The sequence below is a fragment of the Cronobacter sakazakii genome (assembly GCF_000982825.1).
GTDB classification, from domain to species: domain Bacteria; phylum Pseudomonadota; class Gammaproteobacteria; order Enterobacterales; family Enterobacteriaceae; genus Cronobacter; species Cronobacter sakazakii.
The window spans coordinates 3,238,835-3,264,714 of the sequence record NZ_CP011047.1 but is presented as its reverse complement, the minus strand read 5'-3'; the positions used below and the strand labels follow the sequence as shown (position 1 = coordinate 3,264,714).

Genomic DNA, 25,880 nt, shown 5'->3' with positions numbered 1-25,880 from the left:
TTTCATCACAAATGCGAGCCGTGCCGAACGGTTTAACCGTCGTTCAGCATCAGGCTTCTGGCGTATGCGCATCGCTGATAAGGTGCTGCGCAGTGGAAAGCGTAAGCCGTAACTTAACGCTTATTAAAAGTGTTGCGCATTGCGCAACACTGATTTACGATCTTCATCAGGAGCGAGGTGGCAGGGATGATCAGAAGCTTCAGGCATAAAGGCCTGCAACGCTATTTCGAAACGGGTTCCACCGCAGGCATTCATGCCCGCCATGCCAGAAAGATTTCTCTGCGGCTGGCGGTGCTGAATCAGGCGATAAGACCCGCTGACGTCGACTTACCGGGATTTTTCCTGCATCCCCTGACGGGGGATCGTAAAGGTCTATGGGCTGTGACCGTCAGCGGAAACTGGCGCATCACGTTTGAGTTTCGGGATGGCGATGTCTTTATCGTCAACTATGAGGATTACCACTGATGGCAACGATGTTTAACCCACCGCACCCGGGCAGGCTGGTGCAGGAGTCAATGGAAGCGCTCGGCCTCAGCGCCCGTGCGCTGGCCAAAGCGCTGGACGTCGCGCCGTCGACGGTGCAGCGTCTGCTGGTCGGCAAATCTGACGTCTCCCCGGAAATGGCGCTGCGTCTCTCGGCAGTCCTTGGCAGCTCGCCGCATGTCTGGCTGGGTATGCAGAATGAATACGATCTCTTTCAGGCGCGCCAGTCTGTTGATTTCTCGCACCTGCAACGGTTGCAGAGGGCATAAAAAAACGGGCGGTGAAGCCCGTTTTTTGTGTGCCGCTAAAAGCTCGCGAAAGCGTTACTCGAAGCGGTAGCTGACGCTTGCGCCAACGCCATAATTGCGGCCCGGCGCAGGCTCGTAGTAGCGGCCTTTGGATTCGTTAACGATAACCGAGCCGACATACGATTTATCAAACAGGTTATCGACACGACCAAACACATCCAGCAGCCAGTTGCCGCGCTGGAATTTATAGCCGGTGTTGAGGCCAACCGTGGTGTAAGACGACGCTTTGTCGGTATTGGCGTCATTAGCCATGATGCTGCTCATATAGCGCACGTTGCCGCCCGCGTACCAGCCGGTTTCCGGCTCGTAACCGAACGAGGTGTAGAGCATATTGCGCGCGATGCCCGGCATGCGGTTGCCGTTACAGTCGCCTTTCTGGCAGACATAGGTGCGGTAGGTGGCGTCAAGGTAGGTCCATGCCGCTTTCAGCTTCCACGCATCGCCGAACTGCTGGTCAAGCGCCAGCTCAACGCCCTGACGGCGGGTTTTCCCGGCGTTTTTATAGCTGCTGCGCCCGCTGCCCACACTCTCATCCACGACGATTTCGTTGTCCGTATCGGTCCGGAACAGCGCGGCGGTCAACAGGCCATTGTTGATGCGCGTTTTGCTGCCGATCTCCACCGTATCGCTGGTTGACGGCTTAAGCGCGAAGTTCAGGCCGCTCTGGCCATTTGAGCGATAAGAAAGTTCGTTGATGGTCGGCGTTTCAAACCCGCGGCCATAAGAGGCATAGACGTTCCAGGCGTCGGTCAGGGCATATTTCAGCGAGCCCGCCGGCAGCCACTTGTGATAATTGGCCTCGCCGCTGTCGTCGCTGTTGCGCGGCACCACGTAAAAATCGTTCGAGTCGAACCAGATATTGCTGTAGCGCACGCCCGCGTCGAGGCTCAGTTTGTCGGTCAGCTGCCAGGTGGTTTGCAGATACGGATCGACGTTCCACATCAGGTTGCGCTCGTTGCGGCGTAGCTCACCTTTCTCACCAAATTGCGGCGCGCCGTTGACCAGGCGGAAGTTTTTATAGCCTTTGCGGTCTTCGCTCATATTTTCGTAATCGAGACCGAGCGTGAAGCTCACCGGCAGGCTGAGCAGCGCGTCGCGGTGCGTCCAGCGGCTGTCGATGCCCTGATAGTGGCGGGTGAGGTCGATAACGCCGCCGGGGTTGGAGGGCTCCGCCTGGAAGCCCTGGTTGAACGACTGAAACTGCGTGGTTTCGCGCTCACCTGCGTACGCCATTACGCTGATATCGTCATTCTCTGTCAGCGCGCGCTCGTAGCGCAGGCCCGCCTGGGTCTGTTTCGTGGTTTTACGGGTGTTGAATTCATCGCCGCGTGGCGACTGGCGCGGGTTTTCACGCCACTCGTTGCGAGTCAGGCCGCCCGGATCGTTGGCTTTGATATCGACGCTGTTAAAGAGCAACGTCAGCTTACTGGCCTCGTCAAGCCGCACGCCGAGCTTCGCGTTCGCGAGGTTTTTACGCGCGCCGCTGTGGTCGCGATAGCCGTGGGTGGTGAAACGGGTCGTGGAAACCGTGTAATCGACATCGCCCGCCTGAGTGCCGTCGCCGGTCGCGCCGGACGCTTTCAGGCCGTAACGCACGCTGCCGTAGCTGCCGTACCAGGTGCCCGCTTCGATTTTCGGCGGCTGCTCGCCGGTTTCGGTTTTCACATTGATCACGCCGCCGGAGGCGTTGCCGTAAAGCGCCGAAAACGGCCCGCGCAGCACATCCACGCTCTCAATGCTGTTGAGATCGAAATTCGACGTATAACCCTGGCCGTCCGGCATCGTTGCCGGAATACCGTCGACATACATGCGAATGCCGCGCACGCCGTAGGTGGAGCGGGAACCGAAACCGCGCATCGAGAGCTGTAAATCCTGGGCGAAGTTTTGCCGGTTCTGAATTTGCAGGCCCGGCACGCTGCCCAGGTTTTCAGAGAGGTTCACCTGCGGCGCGGCGTGGCGCAGATCGTCGCCGTTGACGACGCTGACGGACGCGGGCGTATCAAGCTCGGAGATCCCGCCGGGCGCGGCGGTCACGATCATGGTTTGTTCATCTGTAGCGGCGGCCTGCGCGTGGGTGAGAGCGACAGGCAGCAGAAAAGCGAAGGGCGCATAGACAGCGCGGGAGATTTTCATGCGGTTTACGGAGTCCCGGAAGTAACAAAATCAATAAAATCTGTGACGTAATCTTAAACGTTATGTAAATTTTTGAAAAACTTAACGGCACGTTGCGTTAACTCAGGCAAGTGTAGCGGCCTTTTGTCATTTCGCGAGCCATAAAAAGGCTTCCTTTCACGTGAATAATGATTATTATTCTCATCCATAATAAAAGGTTCCGGCCAGACCGGGCCATGTTTTTCCTTTTGGTTCCAGTGTGATGCAACCCATTCTGTTTGTTTAAAAGGGAGTTCTTATGCCGTTACGTCACCTCTCCACGCCGCGCGCGCTGCTTGGCGCGCTATTTATCGCCGGTACGTTCGCGTCGTTCACCTCGCAGGCGGCCGACGAGCTGCTGCGCAAGCCGGTCGGCAAAGGCGCGTATGAAATGGCCTACAGCCCGGCGGAGCAGGCGCTGTTCGTCGCCACGTCCCAGAGCCGTAAGCTCGATAAAGGCGGCGTGATTTACCGTCTCGACCCGACGACGCTGGATATTACCCAGACCATTCATAACGATCTCAAACCGTTCGGTGCCGCGATTAACACCAAAACCAATACGCTGTGGTTCGGCAATACGGTCAATGGCGCGGTAACGGCGGTGGATGCGAAAACCGGCGACGTGAAAGGGCGTCTGGTGCTTGACGGGCGCGCGCGTTCAGAAAGCGTGAAGCCATTGCAGCCGCGCGAGCTGGTGGTCGATGAGACTACCAATACCGTTTATATCGGCGGCATCGGTAACGAGAGCGAGATCTGGGTGGTGGATGGCGAGACGGTAAAACACCGCGCAAGCATTACGGGCCTTGGTAAATACAGCGCCGGGCTCGCGCTCGACGCCGCGGCGAAGCGCCTGTATACCACCAACGCCGATGGCGAATTTATTACCATCGACACCGCGACCAATAAAATCCTGTCGCGCAAAAAGCTCGCCGAAGACGGTAAAGAGCACTTCTTTATCAACCTGAGCCTGGATACCGCTAACCACCGCGCGTTTGTGGCGGATTCGAAGCAGCCGCAACTGCTCGTGGTGGATACCCGCACCGGCAACTTCATCAAAACCGTCGAGGCACCGAACGCGCTGGCGGTGCTGTTCAACCCGGCGCGTAACGAGGTTTATCTGACGCACCGCGAGGCGGGCAGCGTCAGCGTGATTGACGCTAAAGGTTACACTGTCACCAAAACCTTTAAAACGCCGGTACACCCGAACAGCCTGGCGCTCTCGCCGGATGGTAAAACGCTGTATGTTACGGTGAAGCAGGCCTCCAGCCGTCAGCAGGAAGCCACCAGCCCGGATGACGTTATCCGCATCGCGCTGTAAAAAAAAGCCCCGCACTGGCGGGGCTTTTTTTAACGCTGCATGCCCCAGCGCCGCACGGTCGCTTTTTCGAGCGTGGCGAACACCAGTCCTTCCACCAGCAGCCCGATGATGATGACGGTCGCCAGCCCGGCGAAGACCCGGTCGGTAAACAGCTCGTTGCGGTTCTGGAAAATATACCAGCCGAGCCCGCCGTCGCCGCTTGAGGCGCCAAACACCAGTTCGGCGGCGATAAGCGTGCGCCAGGCGAACGCCCAGCCAATTTTCAGCCCGGAGATAATCGACGGCAGCGCCGCCGGGATCAAAATGTTGAGCACCAGCCGCGGGCCGTTCAGCCCGTAGTTTCGCCCGGCCATCCGTAGTGTTTCCGGCACACTCTGAAAGCCCGACCACGTGTTGAGCGCAATCGGCCACATCACCGAGTGGACCAGCACAAAAATCAGGCTCCCCTGACCAAGCCCGAACCAGAGCAGCGCCAGCGGCAGCAGGGCAATCGCGGGCAGCGGGTTAAGCATGGCGGTCAGCGTACTGAGCAAGTCGCGCCCCAGCCGTGTGGAAATCGCCAGCGCGCTGAACACCAGCGCCAGCACGCTGCCAATGGCATAGCCTTTTAATAGCGTGCCGAGCGAGTTGAGGATTTTCGCTGGCAGCTCGCCGCTGTGCATGTCTTCGCTAAAGGCGCGCAGCGTTTGCCAGAACCCCGGCAGCATCAGATCGTTATTCTGAATACGCGCCACGCCTTCCCAGAGGGCAAGGAGCACAATGACCAGCAGCGTTTTGCGTACCCATGCCTGGTTCCACAGCCGGGTGGTGAGCGGCAATGGCGTGTCCAGCGGCAGTGCGCCGGGCAGCGCGGTTTCACGCTGATACTCGGGACGGACGGGGGGCAGTTGCGCCATAGCGGGTCTCCTTCGCCGGTTGCGTGGCATTAACAGGGAACAGCAGGTCGTGAATGTGGCTAGCAGCCTGCGCAAAGGCCGGGCTTGCGGTGTCATTCATGCCAAACTGGTGGCAGTTGATCTCGGCGCGCACCTGGCCCGGATGCGGTGAGAGCACCAGAATACGGCTGCCAACCATCAACGCTTCTTCAATGGAGTGGGTCACGAACAGCAGCGTAAACCCGGCATCCTCCCAGAGTTCCAGCAGCTCCTCCTGCATATGGCGGCGCGTCAGGGCATCCAGCGCGGCGAACGGCTCATCCATCAGCAGGATTTTCGGCTTCATTGCCAGCGCGCGGGCGATGGCCACGCGCTGCTTCATGCCGCCGGAAAGCATATGCGGCAGCGCGTCGGCAAAGGCGGCTAGCCCCACTTTATTCAGAAAGTGCAGCGCGCGCTCGCGCGCCTCGGCTTTGCTGGCCTGACGGCTCGCCACCAGCGGGAACATGACGTTCTCCAGCACCGTTTTCCAGGGCGGAAGCTGGTCAAATTCCTGAAATACCATCATGCGCTCCGGGCCGGGTTTTGTGACAACGTCACCGTCAAGGCGAATGGTGCCGCTCACGGGCGCAAGAAACCCGCCGATGGCCTTGAGCAGGCTCGACTTGCCGCAGCCGGACGGGCCGAGCAGGATAAACCGGTCGCCGGGCCAGACGTCAAAAGAGACCTCATGCGCCGCGCGTACGCGGCTTTCCCGGGTGCGGTATTCCAGGCTCAGCGCGTCGAGACGCAGCAGCGGGCCGTGGGTCTGTGTCTGCATGGCTGCCTCCGTTAAAATGGCGCGTCGCCTTCGATAGTGGTGCGATAGAGTTTGCGGCGCAGGTGCGCCGGGCAGCCGGTCGCGAGATGGATCAGCGAGCGGTTATCCCAGAACACCATATCGCCCGGTTGCCACTGGTGACGGTAGAGATGCTCCGGGCGCACGCTATGCGCCCAAAGCGCCTCCAGAATGTCGCGGCTCTCCGCCTCCGGCAGCCCTTCGATATGCGTGGTGAACCCTTCGCTGACAAACAGCGCCTTGCGCCCGGTTTCCGGGTGGGTGCGCACCACCGGATGCGACACCGCCTGTACTTCGGCAAGCTGCTGTTCCGTCAGTTGCGGTCGCCAGTGGCTGCCGAATTTCGGGCGGCTGTAAGTCGCGGTATAGGAGTGCACCGCCTTTTTGCCTTCTATCGCGCGTTTCAGGTCGGCGGGCAGCGTTTCATACGCCAGCTCCATATCGGCAAACAGCGTGTCGCCGCCTTCTTCCGGCAACTCCTGCGCATAGAGCATGGAGCCCAGGCTTGGCAGCGTTTTATACGACAGATCCGAGTGCCAGAATTTACCGGCGTCGCCAAGACCAATCGGCTGACCGTTCTCAATAATGTTCGAGACGATCAGGATTTCCGGGTGGTCAGGCAACAGAAACTGCTTCAGCACATGGATTTGCAGCGGCCCGAAGCGGCGGCTGAAATCGATCTGCTGACGCGGCGTGATTTTCTGGTCGCGGAACACCACCACGTGATGGTCGAGATGCGCCTGATGAATGCGCGCAAAGTCGGCGTTATTGACCGGCAGGCGCAGATCCAGCCCGGTAATTTCCGCGCCGAGGCGCGCAAAGGGCGTAATGGTAAACGGCTGCGCGGCAACCGGCGTGGCGTTGAGCGTTGTGGTCATCGGTTTTTCCTTTATCGTCGCAGGTGAATTAACTGCCGGGGTTTTCCCAGGCTTCGTTAAAGAAATAATCTTTCCAGCTGTCGGCTTTATTTTTTAATACGCCAAGCTCATGCAGCTTTTCGGCATAAACAAAAGTGCGTTGCGGTGAGACGGTAAAATCAATTTCCGGGTCATTCACAATTTTTTCGACTAACGCTTGCGGCAGGCGCGATTTCTCTGTGCGGATATACGCCGCAGCCGCCGCCTTTTTATCGGCGTTAATAATTTTCGCCGCTTCGCTTAAAGCCCGGTAAAACGCGCGGTACGTTTTCTGGTTGTCATCGTGGAATTTCTGGGTGGTGTAAAGCACGTTGAAAGTGGCCGGGCCGCCCAGCACGTCGTAGGAGCTTAAGATCTTATGCACGTTGCTGTGCTCCAGCGCCTGATACTGAAACGGCGGGCTGGAAAAGTGCGCGGTGATTTCTGACTTCCCGGCGACAAGCGCCGCGCTGGCGTCCGGGTGCGGCAGGCTCACGCTGATCTTATCAAAGCGTTTATAGTCGCCGTTGCCATAAAGCCGGGCGGTTTCGATTTGCAGCGTGCGGGACTGAAAGCCCACGCCCGCTGCCGGTACGGCGATGCGGTCTTTATCAGTTAAATCGCGAACGCTTTTGACCGCCGGATTGTTGCTCAGCAGATAATTGGGCATCGAGCCAAGCGACGCGATGGCTTTAACGTTCTGGCGGCCTTTGGTGCGATCCCAGAGCGTGAGGAGCGGCGGCACGCCCGCCGAGGCGACGTCCAGCGCGCCGGAGAGCAGCGCCTCGTTCATGGCGGTGGCACCGGAGAGCGTGCGCCACTCCACCTTAATATCGAGCCCCTCTTTTTTGCCTTCTTTTTCGATAAGCTGTTGGTCGCGCACTACATCCAGCAGTAAATAACCAATGCCGAACTGTTGCGCGATGCTGATATTACCTTCCGCCTGCGCCAGTCCGGCCGCCGACATTAACGCCAGCCCGAGCCAGGCGCGCCCCGTGAATTTTTTCATGGCTATCCCGCTAATAATAAAAGTGAAGGGTGATATATCGTTCTGGCTTTTATCGTGCAGGGGCGGGAATAAAAATGAAAAGTGTTTATTGGAATAACTTAGCGCGAATAAATAAATGCTTTTTTTAGCGAAGCTTTGCCGGAAATAAAAAAAGCGGGCCATCGCCCGCTGTGATTATTTCGCCGGAATGACCTGTGTGACCAGCGTCGGCATCTCCCAGGTACCGCCTGCGCGGATGAGACGGCATTCGCCGGTGGAGTAGTCTTCGCTCTGAATGAACGTTTCACCATTCCACGTCCAGTTCGCGCCGCCCATACAGTCGCCGATGCCGCGCCCGCGCTGTACGGACGTGATAACGCCATTGTGATAATCGTTGCCGATAAGCGTTATCAGCGTTGGCTTGCCTTTCAGCGCCTCGTCAATGACCCAGTAGCCTTCGCCTTCGTTATAGGCCGCGCGCCAGCAGGTCGCCGAGACCAGCGCTTTGCCATTGCTTAATGGCGTGACGGTCACCGGCTCGTTACGCAGCGTTTCATCGGTGAGCCCGTCGCAGCTGTCGCCGTCGAGTTTGGTGGCTTCAAGACGCGGCAGCAGCGTGGCGAGCGCCGCGCCGGTAAGCGTAGAGGGTTTGGCGTCGCTCACGGCGGCGGCGTGGATCACCGGGGCGGCCATTGGCGCAGGCACCGCGCTTTCCGGCTTGTTGCCTTTTTTCATGAGCGCGCCGGGCGTGCCGATGCGGCCCTGCACGTCATCCATCTTCAGCAGCACGGCGCTGGCACCGGCCGCGGAGAGCGTGAAACGGCGGTTATCTGAGGCAAACACCACGTTGCCGCGGCCTTTCACGGCGTTAATCACGGCGGCGGTCTGCGCGTCGTTCAATTCCCAGGTTTCGTCCTGCTTATTTTCTTTCAGCATGCCGGTGTCTTTACCGTCGATCTCAAGGCGCATCGGCCCCTTTGAGGGTTTTGCGTCGTCATCCATTTCGCCCAGGCGGATCATGGCGGTAACCGGCGCGTCAGGCCCGGCTTTGCGGGTCAGCAGCAGTGAGCCGCCGGTGCCTTCATCGGCCTCGTAGGCATCCACACGGCAGGTGCCGGTGTTATCGCAGACCATGCTCCAGTCTTTATGGTTGAAGTAAGGCGGCTTCGGCGTGACGGCGGCGGCGCTGAGCGCCACACAGAGCGGCGTCAGGGCCAGTGCGCGAAGGATTGCAGGTTTCATAACGGTTCCTTGTAGACGTAGTGCAGCGCCATAGCGTGAAGCGCTGCAGAGTTTCGGACAAGCTACCAGTAATAGTACGCATAAAAAAAGGAGCCTTACGGCTCCTTTTCACAACATGCTATTTAATCCTGATGCGGTTGCGGCGCGGTGCTGTGGATCTCCGCCACGCGCTTACGCACGCCAAACCAGCCCGCAATCAGCAGAATAGCGAGAACCGGAATGGAGGCCACGGTAAAGGTGCCGTTCGGGTAGTCAAACGCCATCAGCACGACGACGGCGGCCAGGAACAGCAGCGTCAGCCAGGAGGTGAACGGCGCGCCCGGCAGCTTGAAGGAGACATCGTCCGCTTTGCCTTCTTTGATGGCTTTGCGCAGACGCATCTGGCAAACCATGATAAACGCCCAGGAGGAGATGATGCCGATGGATGCCACGTTCAGGACGATCTCAAACACCTGCGACGGCACGAGATAGTTCAGGAAGACGCCGACGATATAGACGCAAACCGTCACCAGAATGCCCGCGAACGGCACCTGGGATTTGCTCATCTTCGACATAAACTTCGGCGCGGAGCCGCCCATCGACATCGAGCGCAGGATACGGCCAGTGGAATAGAGCCCGGAGTTGAGGCTGGAGAGCGCCGCGGTCAGTACCACCATATTCATGATATCGCCGATATAAGGCACGCCAAGCTTCGAGAAGAAGGTGACGAACGGGCTCTGACCCGCCTGGTAGGCGTTCCACGGCAGCAGCAGCACCAGCAGGACGACGGAGCCGACGTAGAACAGGCCGATACGCCAGATAACGCTGTTAATCGCCTTCGGCACCATGGTCTGCGGATCTTTACATTCGCCCGCGGCGGTACCGACCAGCTCGATAGACGCGAAGGCGAATACCACGCCCTGAATCAGCACCAGCGCAGGCAGCAGGCCGTGCGGGAAGAGGCCGCCGTTGTCGGTTATCAGATGGAAGCCGGTAGCGTTGCCGTCGAGCGGTTTACCGGTGCCGAGAAACACCACGCCGACAATCAGGAACACGACGATAGCCAGCACTTTAATGAGCGCGAACCAGAACTCCATTTCGGCGAACCATTTCACGCCAATCAGGTTCATGGTGCCGACAATCGCCAGCGCGCCGAGTGCAAACACCCACTGCGGCACATCGCCGAATGCGCCCCAGTAGTGCATATAGAGCGCCACGGCGGTGATATCGACGATACCGGTCATCGCCCAGTTAACGAAATACATCCAGCCCGCCACGTAAGAGGCTTTCTCGCCGAGAAACTCACGGGCGTAAGAGACAAAACTGCCGCTGGACGGGCGGTGGAGCACCAGCTCGCCCAGTGCGCGAAGAATGAAGAAAGAGAAGATGCCGCACACCAGATAGACCAGCGCCAGCGACGGTCCGGCCGCCTGGAGACGCGCGCCCGCACCTAAAAACAGACCGGTACCGATAGCGCCGCCGATGGCTATCATCTGCACCTGACGGTTGCCCATCGCTTTGTGATAACCCTCTTCATGAGAGTTCAACCAGCGTCGTTTCGCGGCGCGATGCTCAGCCGCGTTTTGCTTCGTTGTTTTCATTGGTTTTCCTGTAGTCCTGTCTGAACCTGAACGAGCCAAAATAACCGACCGCCGTATACCAACCAAACGTTTGCCTGTGCTGGTTTTTTGTACGGCAAATGTTCGTCTTTCCTGTGATTATGTTGTGCGGATAAGACAAAACATGGCGCAGCATCCTAACCGCAAACCGGGGGCTTCGCAAAGCCTACCAGTAAGGGTGTGAGCCAGAACGGATTAGCCCGTAAAAGTGTCAGGGTTGTTGTATGCGCGATAACCCAAATCCGGCGAGAAAACGTCCTTTGTTAGGGAAAATAATGGAGTTTTGTCACAGTAAGCGGAGATAATGGCGGTTTGTGTGCGGTGAAAGAGGCGAGGAGAGCCGATGAAAAGCAAAGTCAGTGCGCTGTTAATGATGATAGTTCTTGCGGGCCATGCGCAGGCCGCGCCCGTTGCGCCGCCGGATGCGGTCGTTAAGCCATTGATGGCGCGCTACCAGATCCCGGGCATGGCGGTGGCGGTGTCGGTTAACGGCGAAACGCATTTCTGGCATTACGGCGTGGCGTCAAAAGCGACCCGTAAGCCGGTGGATGAAAACACGCTTTTCGAAATCGGCTCGCTCAGTAAAACCTTTACCGCGACGCTCGCAAGCAAGGCGCAGCAAGACGGCAAACTGGATTTCAGCGCGCCCGCCAGCCAGTATCTTCCTGCACTGAAAGGCAGCGCATTCGATAACGTGACGCTGCTGAACCTCGCCACGCACACCGCGGGAACGCCGCTCTTTGTGCCGGATGCGGTGAAAAACACCACACAGCTGATGGACTGGTATCGCGCCTGGCAGCCTGAAAAGCCGGTCGGCACCGAGCGCGTTTACTCGAATCTCGGGATCGGGCTGCTCGGGATGATTACCGCGAAGGCGCTCGATAAGCCGTTCAGCGAGGCGATGGAGCAGGGGCTTCTCAGGGATTTCGGCATGACGCACACCTTTATCAACGTGCCGGAGGCCGCGATGGACAACTACGCCCAGGGCTATAACAAGGACGACAAACCGGTGCGGGTGACGCCCGGCCCGCTTGACGCCGAATCGTATGGGCTGAAATCCGGCAGCGCGGATCTGCTGCGTTATCTGCAAATCCAGCTTGGCGAGCAGGAGGTCGCGCCAGGCTGGCGTCAGGCGATTAACGCCACGCACAACGGCTACTACCGCAGCGGTGAGTTCACACAGGGGTTGATGTGGGAATACTATCCGTGGCCGTCGCCGCTCTCGCGCCTTGTTGAAGGCAACAGCAGCCAGCGCATCATGAAAGGGCTTGCGGCCACCGCGATCGTTCCGCCGCAGCCTGCGCCGCAGGCCGCGTGGTATAACAAAACCGGCTCGACCAACGGCTTTTCCACTTACGCAGTGTTTATCCCTGAGAAGCGTATCGCGCTGATTATGCTCGCCAACAAGTGGTTCCCGAATGACGACCGTGTTAAAGCGGCGTATACGATTATTCAGGAGCTTGATAAGTAACCCGTCATAAAAAAGGCCGCCCGTGGGGCGGCCTTGTTGTGAATTAACGCGCTCAGAGCTGCGTTATCACCACATCCTGATCCAGACGGGATTTCGGCAGTGTGGCGTTGAAGTCGGCATCGCTGCGATAACCGATGGTCGCTACCACCACGCTGCGTAGACCTTTTTCTTTCAGGCCCAGCACTTCATCCATTTTCTCCGGATGGAAACCTTCGATAGGCGTCGCGTCGAGGCCCATCGCGGCTGCGCCCAGCAGCAGGAAACCGAGCGCCAGATAGGCCTGACGGGTCATCCATTCGCGCTGCTGCTCCGGCGTTTCGCTGTTCAGACCCACAAAAAAGCGGCGGCCTTTATCGTTCGCGGCGCGCGCTTCCTCGCTGTCGTAGCGACCATCCTGCTGCTCTTTTTCCAGCAGTTGCAGCAGGTGCGCTTCGTTCAGCTCTTCTTTAATGGTGAACACGACGGTCATGGCGGCGTTTTTCGCTTTTACCTGATTAGCGTCCATCAGCGCTGGCAGGATCTGCGCTTTGCCTTCTTCAGTAGTCACGGCAAAAAAGTGCCACGGCTGTGAGTTGACGGAAGAGGGGCTAAAACGCAGCAGATCCAGCAGCTCCTGCTGCTGTTCGGCCGTCAGTTTACGGCTGTTATCGTAGGCTTTGCTGGTATGGCGAGTGCGAATGATCTCATTAAGGTTCATAAATGTTTCCCGGTTGAATGCCGCGCCTTTATCAAAGGCCGCGAGCAGGTTACACCATTATTATCTTCGTTAAGGGAAACGATAGTAGCCTAAACCTGACGGCAGCAACACCTGTCGCCACGGGTAAGCCCGCTTGACGGCAAAAAATGCCAAAATGCGTGACAACGTCACTAAGGAGGGATGGTGTTGCACGTAAAAAAGCGTGAATGAACAGTCTGGTCTGAGGCATGATGATGAACCGTTCACGTTTCAAGGAACCGTTATGCCGCATATCGATGTGAAATTCTTCCCGCGCGATCTGAGCGACGCGCAACAGCAGGCGCTGGCCGATGAACTCACTGAGGTCATCGTTAAACATCTGCAAAGCAAAGAGAGTTCCGTTTCAGTGGCGCTCAAAGAAGTCCAGCCGGAGCAGTGGAAAAGCGAGGTGTGGGATACCGAGATAGCGCCGCAGCTCGATACGCTGGCCCGCAAGCCAGGCTATGAGATGTAAGCCATAAAAAAACCCTGCCGGAGCAGGGTTTTCTTTTCATGCCGGTTATTTTTTCTCAACCGGCTTTTTCGACTGACGCTCTACCGGGGGCACTGATGCGCCCATTTCCGCGCCGGTCACCGGGTTGATGCCCGGATCGGACTGCAGACGCTGCGCCATGGTCAGTACGCTCGCCTGCTGTTCCGGCGAAAGCTGGATATCAATCATACCGTCGCCTCCATTAACTGCCGGCTGCGGATCGGCGACGTACTCGAAGTTTTCGTCGCTGTTCCAGCTGCCGCGCAGGTCGTCACCTTTGGACATGTTGTAGTAAACATTCGTGTACTGTTCCACCGGCGGCAGTTTGCCCGGCGGGAAGTTATTACGAATAGAGTAGAGCGCTTTCTCAAACGAGAGCATATGCGCGACTTCACGGGTCATCAGGAAGCCGAGGGCATCTTTAACGCCCGGATCGTCCGTCAGGTTGATCAGTCGCTCATAGATAATTTTGGCGCGCGCTTCCGCCGCGATGTTCGAGCGCAGATCCGCGGTGATTTCACCGATGGTATCGATGTACGCCGCCGTCCACGGTACGCCTGCGGAGTTAGTCAGCGGCGGCCCGCCTCCGTAAAGCACCTGGGTCAGATGGCTGTCGTTACCCGCACCCGTAATGGAGCGGTAAAGCTCGCCTTCGGTTTCAGTGGCTTCCGCCAAATCGCCTTTAGCACCTTTGTTGAGCATCCCCACAAGGGAACCGATAATTTCCAGATGGCTCAGTTCTTCTGTGGCGATGTCCATCAGCATCTCTTTACGCGCCGGATCTTCATCACCCAGCCCCTGGGTGAAATAGCGGGTAGCCGCGGCGAGTTCGCCCTGCGGGCCGCCAAATTGTTCCAGCAGTAAATTTGCCAGCCCCGGGTTCGGTTCCGCGACGCGGACCGTATATTGCAATTGTTTTACATGTCGGAACATCAGGTTCTCCTGTTTACACGACAACACTCATTTTTTGCCTGCCATATAAATGACAGGCGAATTTATTCAGAAATTATTTTTTCGCTTCAACGCCTGGCGCGGCTGCGCGATTAAGGAATTGCTGAGTAACATCCGGTAAATGGTTCAGACACCACTCCGCCATCGCAATTTCCTGTTCCAGGATCTGTTTAAAAATCACCACACCCTGTTCATCGCCCACGGCTTTTGCCGCCGCAATCAGCGAGGTGTAGCAGGCAATTTCAAACTGTTCGAAGACATAGCCGCTGATAGCGCCTTTCACCACTTCATCAGAAGCAAACATACCGCCCACGGCCTGGCCCATCGCCGTCATTTTGCTCATGGTGTCTTTGACAACAGAGGTTGAAACGTTATTTCTTTCAATAACGGAATTAATCAGCTGCTGCTGGTGGCGCGTCTCTTCCAGATGCTGCTCAAGACGGGATTTGAGGTCAGGATAGTGCTCAATACGGGAGGCCATTGACTCCAGCATCTGTTCCGCTTGTTTCTCCATCGCATGAGCGTCACGCAGCCAGTCATGATAATTTTCTTCGTATGTCGTCATAAATCACCTCTTCCGAAATATACAGTTACCTGTAAAGAAATATTTATGCGTCCTCTACAGAATTTATAAATTTGATACGCCCTAAAAAGCGTAGCAGATATTTTTAAACGGGAGACGGAATCGCGGATATTCTGGTTTTTGAGAGCAATCTTAACTCAAATTAACTGGATGATTATTATCCGCTTGCGGCGAAATATGTACGAAAACTCCTTTTCTGTATAACTTCAGGAAGCAAATAATTGCATGTGAATTTTATTTTTACATTCGCTTTACATAAAAGGAAATAAATGCAGAGAGCAGTTTTAAGCGAAGCGGTAAAAAGGAGCGACTACGATTTTCATTAATATATCGCCTGATGCATGGCGCTTTTTCGTTATGCGGTGACAATTCAATAGCCTGAACACGCCCTGCCACATGCTTTACGGGAAAAGCGCTATCATCAGACAGACAAAGGACGCAGATTAAGGACTTCGCATGGCATTCAAACGACAGGATTACTTCTCCCGAATTGGCTACACCGGTGAACCGCGCCCAACGCTTGAGACGCTTACCGCGCTGCACAAGTGCCACACCGCGACCATTCCTTTTGAAAATCTCGATGTGCTGTTAGGGCGCGAGATCCTGCTTGATGATGACGCGATTTTCGTCAAGCTGGTGGAAGCCGGGCGCGGCGGCTACTGCTTTGAGCAAAACGCGTTGTTCTCCCGCGCGCTCGCGGAATGCGGCTTTGCCGTGGAAGCGCTCGCCGCAAGAGTATTAATCGCCGATCCTGACGCTATGCCGCCGCGCACGCACCGCCTGGTGCAGGTGATGATTGACGATGCGCCGTGGATAGCCGATGTCGGTTTTGGCGGGGCGACGCTGTGTGCGCCGATCCCGCTTGCACATGGCGCGGAGATAACCGGCCCGGAAGGGCGCTTTCGTATTGAGAGCCGACAAAGCGAGTTTTTGCTCTTAAAAGAAGAGGGCGACGACTGGCACGCACTTTACCGCTTTGACCAGGCGCGTCAGTATCCGGCAGATTACCTGATGGCCAACCATTTTATTGCCCACTGGCCGGATTCTCATTTCCGCCATCACCTGCTGTCGGCGCTGCACCCTCCCGGACAAACGCCCTTAAAACTGCTTAACCGCCATCTCACCATGAATGGCGAGCGCCGCACGCTTGCCGACGACGGCGCGGTCTATGACTGCCTGCAAAAGGATTTCGGGATGCGCTTTACTCATCCGGTACATGGCGTTTCACGCGAGACGTTTTGCGCGATGATGGCGCAGCTTGCTCGCGATAACCCCTAAGGGCGGGCGTGCTCCTGGCGGAACTGGCCCGGCGTAACGCCCCAGGCGTTTTTGAACGCTTTGCTGAACGCGGCCTGGGTCAGATAGCCACACGCCTCCGCCACGCGGCCGATAGCGTCCTGTTCGCGCTCAAGGAGCCTTGCCGCGCGCGCCATCCGCACCTGATTCAGCCAGGCCTGTGGGGTAGCGGGTAACGGCTGGCAAAGTGTCTTGCAAAGGTAGCGCGGGAGAGAAAACAGCGCGCCGCCATGCTTTCCAGCGTCCACGGCTGTTCCGGATTCGTCAGCACCGCGCTGACAGCCGGTGCCAGGCGTTTATCCGCCAGCAATGGCAACATGCCTGGCGCGCCGTTCTCATCGGCCAGCAGGGCGCGTAAGACCAGCGTGAGTAGGGTAGAAGAAAGCTCGCGTACAATCGCCGCGGCACCCGGTCGCCCGCTCAGGCTCTCATCCGACAGCATGGTCAAAAGCGCCGCGAGCGAGCGGCAGTCTTCCCGCGCGCCTGTGGCGATACGCTGCAACGCAGGCTGACCGCTAAAAAGCAGTGCGCCGCTGACGCCGGTGCGAAACTCACCGCACAGCATCACCAGCGGCGTATCGTCGCCTTCCGTCACGACTTCCGTAACCACCGCATTGTCGTGCCGCTGCACGCGGGCGGCGGCACCGTCCTGCTTATGGCTTTCCAGACGGTGCGCCGCGCCGTGAGGCAGCAGAAAGATATCGCCCGCCCGTGCATGAATGACTTCACCATTGAGCACCAGTCGCGCGCTGCCAGAGAGGATGGCATGCCAGGGAATATGGCCGACCGGGCTTTGCGCATGATCCGACTGCCAGCGTCCGGCGAAGCGGCAGTGTAAATCGACAGAACTTTCCGGCGCGAGAAGGGCGATGAGCTGACTTAGGCTGTCCATAAAGCTCCTGAGACGATAAGACATCCGCGACGCCCGGCGGCAGATGGCTTAAAGCGTCACGCGTAGTATGCACACAACGCCCGCAGACGGGCATTCATTGACGAAGGAGTGCATCATGAGCCGTTTACAGACCATTGCGACAGAAACCGCCACCGGTAAAACCGCCCAGCTGTTTGATACGCTGAAAAGCGCGATGGGTAAAGTCCCTAACGCGAATGCCACCATCGGCAGCAACGCGCCGGATATTCTCTCCCAGGCGCTGCAACACAATATGACCCTGAAAAAAGGCGCGCTGAGCGCCCGCGAGCTGGAAGCCATCAATCTGGTGGTGAGCGAGACGACCGGCTGTGATTACTGCCTCGCCGCCCATACCCTGATGGCGAAAAAGGCGGGATACAGCGCCGACGATACCCGCGCGCTGCGTGCCGGGCGGTTTGCGCAGGATGCCCATATCGACGCGCTGCTGCGCTTTGTGAAAACCATGATAACGACGCGCGGCACGCTGCCGGAAAGCGACGTGACCGCGCTGCGCGCCGCCGGTTTCGATGACCGTCAGGTTATTGAGATCTTAAGCGCCATCAGCGCCATTCTGTTTACCAACATGGTGAATCGGGTGAACGACACCGTGGTGGATTTTCCTAAAGCAGAATAATCCGCACCTGGCGGGGGAGGGGAGCGGTACTAACGATATCAAGACGTTAGCGCTCCGCTCCTTACAACCCACCATAACCGGCACCGCCCGGTGCCTGGCAAAAGTCACCGATGCGCAGTATAAGAAGTAAACACCGCTGATACGCGTAACCGGAGACAATAATGACCATGAAAGTGCTGGGCTATGCCGCGCAGAGCCCCGAAGCGCCGCTCGCGCCTTTTGAGTTTACCCGCCGCGCGCCGCGCCCCGACGATGTCGTCCTCGAAATTCTCTACTGCGGCGTCTGCCATTCCGATCTTCATCAGGCTCGTGACGACTGGGGTTTCAGTCAGTATCCCATTGTGCCGGGCCATGAAATCATTGGCCGCGTCACGGCGGTCGGCAGCGACGTGAAAAAATTCAAACCGGGCGATCTCGCGGGCATCGGCTGTATGGTCGATTCGTGTCGCAGTTGTCCTCCGTGTCGCGAGGGGCTGGAACAATACTGTCTTGAAGGCTGCATTCAGACCTATAACGGTATCGATCGTCACGATTGCGAACTGACGTTTGGCGGCTACTCACAGATTATTCTCGCCTCGCAGGACTTCGTGCTGCGCATCCCCGAAGGGTTAGATCTCAAAGGCGCCGCGCCGCTGCTCTGCGCCGGGATTACTACCTGGTCGCCGCTGCGCCACTGGAACGTCGGCAAAGGCAGCCGTGTCGCGGTGGTTGGGCTTGGCGGTCTCGGGCATATGGCTATCAAGCTTGCCCATGCGCTCGGTGCCGACGTGACGCTGTTCACCCGCTCGCCAGGGAAAGAGGAAGACGCCCGCCGCCTTGGCGCGCATCACGTAGTGCTCTCTGAAGAGCCAGGCCAGATGCAGCAGGTCGCCGGACATTTCGATTTAATTATCGACACCGTGCCTTACGCGCATGACATCAACCCGTATCTGTCGACGCTCAAAATTGACGGCACGCTGGTTTTTGTCGGCCTCCTTGGAGAGGTTCAGCCTGCGGTCAATACGGTCCCCATGATTATGGGGCGGCGTAGCGTGGCGGGCTCGTGTATTGGCGGGATCGCCGAGACGCAAGAGATGCTCGACTTCTGTGCGAAGCACAACATCTCTGCCGACGTGGAAGTGATCAACATTCAGGAAATCAATGAGGCGTGGGAAAGGATGCTGAAAAGCGATGTGAAATATCGCTTCGTAATCGATATGGCGTCACTGCAGCAGGGCGCGCGTCTGGAACCCGTGACGGCGGCTTAAAACGCTCTTATTTTTGATGCAAAAAGCAAAAGCGGGCATGAAGCCCGCTTTTTTTACGCCTGTTTCGGCTGACCATTTGAGGCCGTCAGGCCGCCATCCACCGGCAAGTTCGCGCCTGTGATATACCGCGCGTCGTCGCTCGCGAGAAACGCAATCGCATCGGCGATATCTTCCGGCTCACCCGCACGTTGCAGCGGGATTCGCTCATAGAATTTTTGCAGCAGCGCTTCATCCTGCTTCATATCTTCTGTGAGATCGGTAAACGTAAAGCCCGGGCAGATAGCATTCACGCGTACGCCATCGGCACCGTAATCCATCGCAAGCGATCGGGTAAAGTTCGTGACCGCGCCTTTTGCCGCGTTATAAACGCTCATGCCCCAGTCGCCACCCAGCCCGGAGACCGATGAAATATTAATCACGTTGCCTTTGGTTTTCAGCAGGCCCGGCATAAACGCGTGCAGGCAGTAGAAAACGCCGTTGAGATCGGTGCCCATCAGCGTTTCCCAGTCCTCAAGCGTAATCTCATGAATTTTGCCCTGTACAATCACGCCAGCGTTATTCACTAACACATCGACGCGACCAAATTCATCCGCAACGCGCTGCGCGAGCGCCTGTACCTGTTGCGCGTCAGAAACGTCGCAGGGCACGACCAGGTGCTTGCCTTGCGTAAGCGTCGCGGCCACTTTATCGAGTTTTTCTTTTGTGCGCCCAACCAGCACAACGCTTGCGCCTTCATGCGCAAAACGACGCGCCGCGGCGGCACCAATGCCTGATCCTGCACCCGTCACGACCACGACTTTCTCTTGAAAACGGTTCATACATCCTCCTTTCCAGTGTCTGACACAATGCTGTGCTCAATCATCAAGTCCTTGTTAACTCTGGCATTCATTGCACGCTTCGCAAGTCTCAGGTTGACTATTCCTTATAAGCCTCTGTTTTCGTTCGAATAAAAAGTCATTAAAAAATGTGACGCAAACCAAAATTTCGCGCCGCAAATAAAGGGGGCCGCAGAGAGGGTGGGTTTAACTTTGCTTATCAACGGGTTAGTGATTTATCATAAAGATATTCTTGCGCGGGTTCGCTTTCTTGTGGATAACATGTGCAAAGTGAACAAAAAATATCCTGATAGACGATCGCATTTGATCCCGACGCATGCAAAGCGACTAACCCTGTCACTTTTAGCGATCCTTTTTAATTAAACAGATCTTAATTTAGATCCCGACCTTTTTAAGTCGGAGTTAATTCCTGTACCCCAACCGGGAGGAGAGTGATGAACGTTTCCCGTGAATACGTGACGTTTGTACTGGACCAGCTGGCGCCGCTCGGCGCGGTAGAAACCCGCCGTATGTTTGGCTGCGTGGCGCTGTTTCAGGCCGGACGGATGTTTGCGCTGGTGGATGGCGACGCGCAGCTTTACATCAAAGCAGACGATCAGAACCGCGAGCGGTTTATCGCCGAAGGCTTCCCGCCTTTTACCTATATCACCACCCGGCGCAGCGGTGGCCAGCAGGAAGTCACGTTGGGTTATTACCGCATTGCCGAAGAGCTGGTGGAAGATAATCAGGAATTGTTGCGCTGGGCGCATGAAGGAATTGCCGCTGCCATGCGCGCACCGGAGAAAAAACCACGCAAAACCACGAAAAAACCGGGTGTAAAGGCTTAACCGAACGATAATCAGCTGATTTAGTTACAACATACTTAATACGATCCAACAAATCTGCTTCAGCGTCAGCGCCAGGAAAAAGCTTTCCAGAATAAAATGGCGGCGAATGGCAGGATTTATCGTTTGCAAGAGACATAAAAAAGCCAGACGCGCTGGCTTTGGAATGGACGTGAGAAGGGCGTTCAGATTTCGTTGTCAGTACGCGGGAAAGCCTCGCCGATAGCATAAAAATGCCCGCCCGCGACGTGATGCAGACTGCGCAGCTCAGACGGCGCATCTTCAAAGTGCCAGCGGCCATCGTGAAAAACGCGGGTATCCGCCCAGGCAGCAGTCACCTTACCGATAAACAGATCGTACTGCTGCTGATTATGCGGCTCGGGAATCAGCTCGCAGGCGAGCCATGCCGAGCAGCCCGCAACCAGCGGTGCCTCAACGCCGTCCATATGAAACAGTTCCACACCGGCGAGTTTCAGTTTCTCAGGCTCGTTATGCAGGCTCAGCGTGCCCGCCTGATACGTCATTTCCCGCTGTGCGACGGTCGGCACCTGTAAAACAAATGACCCACTGCGCTCAAGCAGTTCGCGGGTGCGGGCGATTTTATCGATAACCACCGTCACCTTTGGCGGCATAAAATCCAGCCCGCAGGCCCAGGCGGCGGCCATCACATTTTCCACACCGTCATGACGGGCGGAAACCAGCACCGTCGGCCCGTGATTAATTAACCGGTACGCTTTGTCCAGCGGCACCGGTGCCATAAAAGAGTGAGTGTCGTTCATTCGCATAACCCTGTATTGACCCAGGCGGGCAGGATAACACAGCCGCCCGGGCACCATTTTGCGCTACGTGTCGCGCATCCCAAGCGCCAGTGACTGCGCCGGGTCGAACAGCGACAGGCTCTCAATCTGATTGAGCAGAATGACTTTGCGATAAGCGAGCGCCGATTTCTCTCCGGCCTGCAGCGTAATGCCATGGCTGTCATACCAGGCGCTGTAATTATGCTCGACGCGTAAATCCAGCGTTTCGTGGTCGCGGTAGCCGCTCAGCATCGGAATGAGCACCAGATTGCTGATATCGCTGCGGGTACTGTCGAACGTGGCGCTGTGGATCATCCCGATATACACACGCTGGGATTTCATCGTTATCCAGATAAGCTCGCCCTCTTCCATGCACTCATACAGCAGCCCTTCGATGCCGTTGGCGCGTGAGAGCGTGCGGTAGAGCGTGCGGCGGCCAGTATTATCAAGCTTCGCTGTCGGCGACCAGTTCGCGCGGTAGAGGCAAAACAGAATGGCAAAGCCCAGCATCAGCACCACCGGCGCCTGGATGCCGAGAAAGCTCCAGTTCATAAACGCCATCTGATAGTGATAATCATCGCTGCCGGACCACGCCGGGAATGCATTCAGCACGCTTGAGACGCCAAGCAGCGCCAGCCACAGCAGGCCGGTGGCGATAATGCCCTGCAACACGAAAATACAGCCGTAAAGCGCCACCAGGAAATAGACGTCCCACCCGGAGGTGCGCATAAACTTAAACCGGGTGGAGAGATCGCGGCTGGTATACCAGTAACCGCACACCATCAACACCATAAATATCGCCGTTCCCATCTTAAGCCCTCTTCAGCATTTCGACGTGGCGGGCGAAATCTTCCTGTACAGCAAGACACTCCACATTAACCGAGGCGTTGCCGTCCTCATCGATGATAATGCGTTCTCCTTCGTCAATCGCATCCTGGATATGCGCCGGATGAACGGCATGAACCAGCTTTTCCGGGCTGGTAAAAAGCGAGCGAAATATTCTTAGCATGTAAAACCTCCCGGCCAACAGTATAGAAAGCCTGGTGGATGCAGGGTAAAAGTGGCGGGTTTTACGGGTTTATCTGATGAAAAAGGCCCGCCAGCGGGGCGGACTGAGGGTTATTTGAGCGGCTTCAGGGCATCCAGCCGCGCGGTGCCTCGACTGGGGCGCGTGGCCGGGATCGTCAAAGTGATGAGCGCCGCGTGCCGCCGTCTTGCAGGCAGCGGGGTAAACGGGCCTGTAAAAAACGCAAAGGGTGTGCAGAGGCAAAAAGCCGGGGCGAACCCCGGCAGAGATAAATAGCATTAATGCGGGCTGGCCGTCGGACGCACCACGATTTCGCTCACGTCGACGTTATCGGGCTGTTCGATGGCGTAGGCGATGGCGCGGGCAATGGCGTCGGCAGGCAGCGCAATGCGGCGGAAATCATCCATCGCCACACGGGCGGTTTCATCCGTGATATGCGTCGCCAGTTCCGATTCCACCACGCCGGGGCTGATTAGCGTCACGCGGATCGTTTCATTTTCCTGGCGCAGCCCGTCGGTTATCGCGCGCACCGCATATTTGGTGGCGCAGTACACGGCGGCGGTCGGGGAAACACGGTACGCGCCAATGGACGCGATATTAATGATCTGCCCGCGATTGCGCGCCTGCATCACCGGCAACACGGTGGCGATGCCGTGCAGCACGCCGCGCACGTTCACATCCAGCATCTGATTCCACTCGTCCACTTTCAGCGAGGCCAGCGGCGAGAGCGGCATCACGCCCGCGTTATTAATGAAGGCGTCGATCTGGCCATATTTATCCAGCCCGGCCTGCACAAACGCTTCCATGCTGTCGAGTTTCGTTACGTCCAGCGCCGCGTAATCTATCTGCGCGCCGTTAAAGCGCAGTTCCTCGCACAGCGCCGCGAGACGGTCGGTGCGGCGCGCGCCAATCAGTAAACGGTAGCCCTGGGCGGCCAGCAGGCGCGCCGTCGCTTCGCCGATCCCGCTGCTGGCGCCTGTGAGCAGGATAACTTTGCGTTCTTCGGTCATCGTCATGGTGCTTACTCCTTCACAAGAAGGCCCGGCGGGCTGCCGGTGCCGTATGCATAAAGGCTACGCCCGCAGCGGTTCTCTCAATAGCGCCATTCCTCTCGCTGTATTGCCTGATCCTATTAGCCCTGGTGAAGCTTTGCGCGCAACGTGCCACAATCGTTGCAGGAAAATATGAAGGAGACGCCGCAATGACGATGTCATCAGTACAGCGTGAAACTATCGAACTTCTGGAACAGCTCGCCCCACAGGAGGGCTACACCCGCTCACAGCTTGATGCGGTGCGCTTTATGCGCTCCAACCGCGCGCTGTCGCGCACGCCGGTGCTGTATGAGCCCTGTATTGTGATTGTCTGCCAGGGCTGCAAACGCGGTTATCTCGCCGATAAGATCTACACCTACAATGCCCAACACTATCTGGTGCTCTCGGTGCCGCTGCCGTTTTCAACCGAAACCGACGCCACGCCGCAGGAGCCGTTGCTTGCCGTGGCGGTGCGGCTTGAAATGACCGTGATTGCTGAACTGGTGCTGGCGCTCGACGACGAGCGGGGCGCAGACGCCGCGCCGCCGGAAGGCATTCTCTCCACGCCGCTTAACGCGCCGCTTGCCGATACCACGCTGCGCCTTCTGCGCGCGCTGAGCCACCCGCAGGAGGCGCACATTCTCGGCCCGGCGATTGTCAAAGAGCTGTATTACCGCGTATTGATGGGTGAGCAGGGCGGCGCTATCCGCGCGGCGCTGGCAAGCTTCGGCAAGTTCAGCCGCATCTCGCGCGTGCTGCAACGCATTCACGCCGACTACGCCGGGCGGCTGGATGTCGCAACGCTCGCCGCCGAAGCCGGCATGAGCGCGCCCGCCTTTCATGCGCATTTCAAAGCGGTGACCAGCAACTCGCCCGTGCAGTACATCAAAGCGGTGCGTCTGCATCAGGCGCGGCTATTGATGATCCGCGACAACCTCAGCGCCGCCACCGCCGCGTCGCGCGTCGGCTATGAAAGCCCGTCGCAGTTTAACCGCGAGTTTCGCCGTCTGTTTGGCCGCACGCCGGGGGCGGAAACCCGTGAAATGAAACAGTCGTTCGCGCTGCTACCACCGACGCAGTTTGAAGCGATGACGACCAATCATTAATGGCCGCGAATGATTTTCGCGACTATTTTCTGGCGTGGTTTTGGGGTTAAACCGACGGGTGCGCTCCGCTTACCCGCGCTACGCGGTATATGCGGCATATTATTTCCGTAGGGTGGGTAAGCTTGCGCACCCACCATTAGTTAAATTCGCGGGTGCGCTACAAATACATATCAGATTGAATATCCATACATGCATTTTTTCACGCTGCCTTCACCACCCCTTTTAATAACGCATAATCATACAACCGATCGCGGGCGATATTTTTCATTTTCACTTCGCACATGATGTCGAAATCGGTGAAAGAGAGCGCCCAGTCGTTCAGCGTACTGTTGAAATAATAATCTGAATGCGCGCGCAGTTTAGCTTTGGGAATGCCGAGCTGTGACTGTTCCGGAAAACCCTGTTCCGGAATAAGTCCTTCCTGAGAGATGGAATAATGCATGACCGGGCGCACGCCGCGCCACGAGGCTTTTATCTGTTCAATACGCGGGTCGTCCGGCGTAATAAACGCGTTCTCTTTTACCCAGTGGTGGTGAATATCCAGCACAATGGGGCAGAGCGCCTGCGCCTGTAATACATCGTCCAGCGAACAGGAGATTTCGTCATTTTCCACCGTCAGCATCCGCTGCGCCTGCGGGCTTAACCGGCCAAACGCCTCGCGAAAGCCTTCAAAACCGCGCTTGCCGTTCATATGGATATTGATTTTAAAATCCTGAAACCGCTGGCCATACCCCATCATCACGGCGCACAGGGTGTGATATTCCACATCCTCAATGGCTCTTTCGACCACATCAGGATTATCTGACGCCAGTACGGAATACTGGCCGGGATGAAAAGAGAGACGAATATCGTGTGTGCGGGCAAACTCGCCGCAGCGGGTAAATAAGGGTGTCAGATCGGATAGAAATTCCTGATAGACCGGGCCCGCCTCCGGCACGGTATAAAGTGGGAGTAAATCACTGCCAATACGCATCATCCTTAACGCCGGCGGTAACTGCGCGAGTTGTTCCAGCGTCAGATACAAATTGTTCAGATTGGTCTGTGCGAGCTGCGATAACAACGTCAGACGCGCCTCATGGCCGAGACTTAAAAAACGGGTGCGGGTCGTCGATTTAAAGGGAAATTCCTGTTTGAGCCCTGAATCTAAAAATTTACACGCGAAACCTAATTTCATGCACCCTCCGGTTGTCAGTATTTCCAGTGTAGCAGGTCGCTAACCGGGCGTTTCGGTGGGCCGTAGAGCTTAAGTTTAAGCAAAACGG

26 protein-coding genes and 1 pseudogene are annotated in these 25,880 nt (G+C 57.2%); 10 read left to right on the top strand and 17 right to left on the bottom strand.

Going from position 1 to position 25,880, the window contains the following annotated elements:
• The first annotated feature begins 186 nt into the window (after positions 1-186).
• A complete protein-coding gene (locus CSK29544_RS15580) occupies positions 187-465 on the top strand; it encodes a type II toxin-antitoxin system RelE/ParE family toxin (protein ID WP_029039105.1) in 279 nt (92 codons plus the stop codon).
• Positions 465-752: a HigA family addiction module antitoxin gene (locus CSK29544_RS15575; protein WP_004388462.1), complete on the top strand. Its 288-nt coding sequence runs from the start codon at positions 465-467 to the stop codon at positions 750-752. The genes CSK29544_RS15580 and CSK29544_RS15575 overlap by 1 nt, the downstream gene beginning before the upstream one ends.
• A gap of 54 nt (positions 753-806) precedes the next feature.
• On the opposite strand, the gene pqqU is transcribed toward CSK29544_RS15575, so the two are convergent.
• Positions 807-2,924 carry a TonB-dependent receptor PqqU gene (gene pqqU / locus CSK29544_RS15570; protein ID WP_029039106.1) on the bottom strand — a complete coding sequence of 706 codons (2,118 nt, stop codon included), beginning with the start codon at positions 2,922-2,924 and terminating at the stop codon, positions 807-809.
• Positions 2,925-3,201: 277 nt separating this feature from the next.
• Here pqqU and yncE point away from each other — a divergent pair, with 277 nt between their 5' ends.
• Positions 3,202-4,260, top strand: a complete 1,059-nt coding sequence (yncE, locus tag CSK29544_RS15565; protein WP_007888777.1) for a 7-bladed beta-propeller protein YncE — start codon at positions 3,202-3,204, stop codon at positions 4,258-4,260.
• A 29-nt stretch (positions 4,261-4,289) separates the two neighbouring features.
• Here the strand turns inward: yncE and CSK29544_RS15560 are convergent, their stop codons facing one another.
• The 6 genes from CSK29544_RS15560 to ansP all read right to left on the bottom strand — a co-directional run bounded on the left by CSK29544_RS15560 (position 4,290) and on the right by ansP (position 10,679).
• On the bottom strand, positions 4,290-5,156 hold the full coding sequence (locus tag CSK29544_RS15560) for an ABC transporter permease (protein WP_007888776.1): 867 nt from the start codon (positions 5,154-5,156) through the stop codon (positions 4,290-4,292).
• Entirely contained in the window at positions 5,116-5,955 is an 840-nt protein-coding gene (locus CSK29544_RS15555) for an ABC transporter ATP-binding protein (protein WP_007888775.1), read from the bottom strand. Before CSK29544_RS15555 ends, CSK29544_RS15560 begins: the two co-directional genes overlap by 41 nt.
• Before the next feature lie 11 nt (positions 5,956-5,966).
• Entirely contained in the window at positions 5,967-6,851 is an 885-nt protein-coding gene (locus CSK29544_RS15550) for a TauD/TfdA dioxygenase family protein (RefSeq protein ID WP_029039107.1), read from the bottom strand.
• 28 nt (positions 6,852-6,879) lie between these two features.
• Positions 6,880-7,878: an ABC transporter substrate-binding protein gene (locus CSK29544_RS15545; protein WP_029039108.1), complete on the bottom strand. Its 999-nt coding sequence runs from the start codon at positions 7,876-7,878 to the stop codon at positions 6,880-6,882.
• A gap of 174 nt (positions 7,879-8,052) precedes the next feature.
• Complete coding sequence (locus CSK29544_RS15540; RefSeq protein WP_007888768.1) at positions 8,053-9,099, bottom strand: DUF1176 domain-containing protein; 1,047 nt, start codon at positions 9,097-9,099, stop codon at positions 8,053-8,055.
• A gap of 122 nt (positions 9,100-9,221) precedes the next feature.
• Entirely contained in the window at positions 9,222-10,679 is a 1,458-nt protein-coding gene (gene ansP, locus CSK29544_RS15535) for an L-asparagine permease (RefSeq protein WP_007848558.1), read from the bottom strand.
• Between the two features lie 361 nt (positions 10,680-11,040).
• Between ansP and CSK29544_RS15530 the strand changes: the two genes are divergently transcribed.
• Entirely contained in the window at positions 11,041-12,168 is a 1,128-nt protein-coding gene (locus CSK29544_RS15530) for a class C beta-lactamase CSA-1 (RefSeq protein ID WP_007888761.1), read from the top strand.
• Positions 12,169-12,220: 52 nt separating this feature from the next.
• On the opposite strand, the gene nfsB is transcribed toward CSK29544_RS15530, so the two are convergent.
• Positions 12,221-12,865, bottom strand: a complete 645-nt coding sequence (gene nfsB, locus CSK29544_RS15525) for an oxygen-insensitive NAD(P)H nitroreductase (RefSeq protein WP_004384956.1) — start codon at positions 12,863-12,865, stop codon at positions 12,221-12,223.
• 262 nt (positions 12,866-13,127) lie between these two features.
• Between nfsB and pptA the strand changes: the two genes are divergently transcribed.
• On the top strand, positions 13,128-13,358 hold the full coding sequence (gene pptA / locus CSK29544_RS15520) for a tautomerase PptA (protein ID WP_007888759.1): 231 nt from the start codon (positions 13,128-13,130) through the stop codon (positions 13,356-13,358).
• 45 nt (positions 13,359-13,403) lie between these two features.
• Here the strand turns inward: pptA and CSK29544_RS15515 are convergent, their stop codons facing one another.
• Positions 13,404-14,309: a manganese catalase family protein gene (locus CSK29544_RS15515; RefSeq protein ID WP_004384954.1), complete on the bottom strand. Its 906-nt coding sequence runs from the start codon at positions 14,307-14,309 to the stop codon at positions 13,404-13,406.
• Positions 14,310-14,382: 73 nt separating this feature from the next.
• Positions 14,383-14,892: a ferritin-like domain-containing protein gene (locus tag CSK29544_RS15510; RefSeq protein WP_004384953.1), complete on the bottom strand. Its 510-nt coding sequence runs from the start codon at positions 14,890-14,892 to the stop codon at positions 14,383-14,385.
• A gap of 474 nt (positions 14,893-15,366) precedes the next feature.
• Between CSK29544_RS15510 and CSK29544_RS15505 the strand changes: the two genes are divergently transcribed.
• Positions 15,367-16,188: an arylamine N-acetyltransferase family protein gene (locus CSK29544_RS15505; protein ID WP_007888756.1), complete on the top strand. Its 822-nt coding sequence runs from the start codon at positions 15,367-15,369 to the stop codon at positions 16,186-16,188.
• Here the strand turns inward: CSK29544_RS15505 and CSK29544_RS15500 are convergent.
• Positions 16,185-17,098, bottom strand: a pseudogene (locus CSK29544_RS15500) (AraC family transcriptional regulator). The gene CSK29544_RS15505 and the pseudogene CSK29544_RS15500 sit on opposite strands and share 4 nt — an antisense overlap.
• Positions 17,099-17,213: 115 nt before the next feature.
• Here CSK29544_RS15500 and CSK29544_RS15495 point away from each other — a divergent pair.
• Positions 17,214-17,750, top strand: a complete 537-nt coding sequence (locus tag CSK29544_RS15495; protein ID WP_007888747.1) for a carboxymuconolactone decarboxylase family protein — start codon at positions 17,214-17,216, stop codon at positions 17,748-17,750.
• A 161-nt stretch (positions 17,751-17,911) separates the two neighbouring features.
• Positions 17,912-18,997 (top strand): NAD(P)-dependent alcohol dehydrogenase, encoded by a 1,086-nt coding sequence (locus CSK29544_RS15490; protein WP_007888745.1) that lies wholly within the window; start codon positions 17,912-17,914, stop codon positions 18,995-18,997.
• Between the two features lie 53 nt (positions 18,998-19,050).
• On the opposite strand, the gene budC is transcribed toward CSK29544_RS15490, so the two are convergent.
• The gene (gene budC, locus CSK29544_RS15485) at positions 19,051-19,815 is read right to left on the bottom strand and encodes a meso-2,3-butanediol dehydrogenase (RefSeq protein WP_014728900.1); all 765 of its coding nucleotides are present in this window, start codon (positions 19,813-19,815) and stop codon (positions 19,051-19,053) included.
• A gap of 452 nt (positions 19,816-20,267) precedes the next feature.
• Here budC and CSK29544_RS15480 point away from each other — a divergent pair, with 452 nt between their 5' ends.
• Complete coding sequence (locus tag CSK29544_RS15480; protein ID WP_007888737.1) at positions 20,268-20,660, top strand: TfoX/Sxy family protein; 393 nt, start codon at positions 20,268-20,270, stop codon at positions 20,658-20,660.
• A gap of 182 nt (positions 20,661-20,842) precedes the next feature.
• Here the strand turns inward: CSK29544_RS15480 and CSK29544_RS15475 are convergent, their stop codons facing one another.
• The 4 genes from CSK29544_RS15475 to CSK29544_RS15460 all read right to left on the bottom strand — a co-directional run bounded on the left by CSK29544_RS15475 (position 20,843) and on the right by CSK29544_RS15460 (position 23,497).
• The gene (locus tag CSK29544_RS15475) at positions 20,843-21,436 is read right to left on the bottom strand and encodes a flavin reductase family protein (protein WP_007888734.1); all 594 of its coding nucleotides are present in this window, start codon (positions 21,434-21,436) and stop codon (positions 20,843-20,845) included.
• 63 nt (positions 21,437-21,499) lie between these two features.
• On the bottom strand, positions 21,500-22,264 hold the full coding sequence (locus CSK29544_RS15470; RefSeq protein WP_007867746.1) for a hypothetical protein: 765 nt from the start codon (positions 22,262-22,264) through the stop codon (positions 21,500-21,502).
• Position 22,265: 1 nt separating this feature from the next.
• Positions 22,266-22,463, bottom strand: a complete 198-nt coding sequence (locus CSK29544_RS15465; RefSeq protein ID WP_004384946.1) for a hypothetical protein — start codon at positions 22,461-22,463, stop codon at positions 22,266-22,268.
• 296 nt (positions 22,464-22,759) lie between these two features.
• On the bottom strand, positions 22,760-23,497 hold the full coding sequence (locus tag CSK29544_RS15460; protein WP_007888728.1) for an SDR family oxidoreductase: 738 nt from the start codon (positions 23,495-23,497) through the stop codon (positions 22,760-22,762).
• Positions 23,498-23,682: 185 nt separating this feature from the next.
• Between CSK29544_RS15460 and CSK29544_RS15455 the strand changes: the two genes are divergently transcribed.
• Positions 23,683-24,618: an AraC family transcriptional regulator gene (locus tag CSK29544_RS15455; RefSeq protein WP_007888725.1), complete on the top strand. Its 936-nt coding sequence runs from the start codon at positions 23,683-23,685 to the stop codon at positions 24,616-24,618.
• A 199-nt stretch (positions 24,619-24,817) separates the two neighbouring features.
• On the opposite strand, the gene uvsE is transcribed toward CSK29544_RS15455, so the two are convergent.
• Positions 24,818-25,792, bottom strand: coding sequence for a UV DNA damage repair endonuclease UvsE (gene uvsE, locus CSK29544_RS15450; protein ID WP_007888722.1), 975 nt, complete (start codon positions 25,790-25,792; stop codon positions 24,818-24,820).
• Positions 25,793-25,880 lie beyond the last annotated feature (88 nt).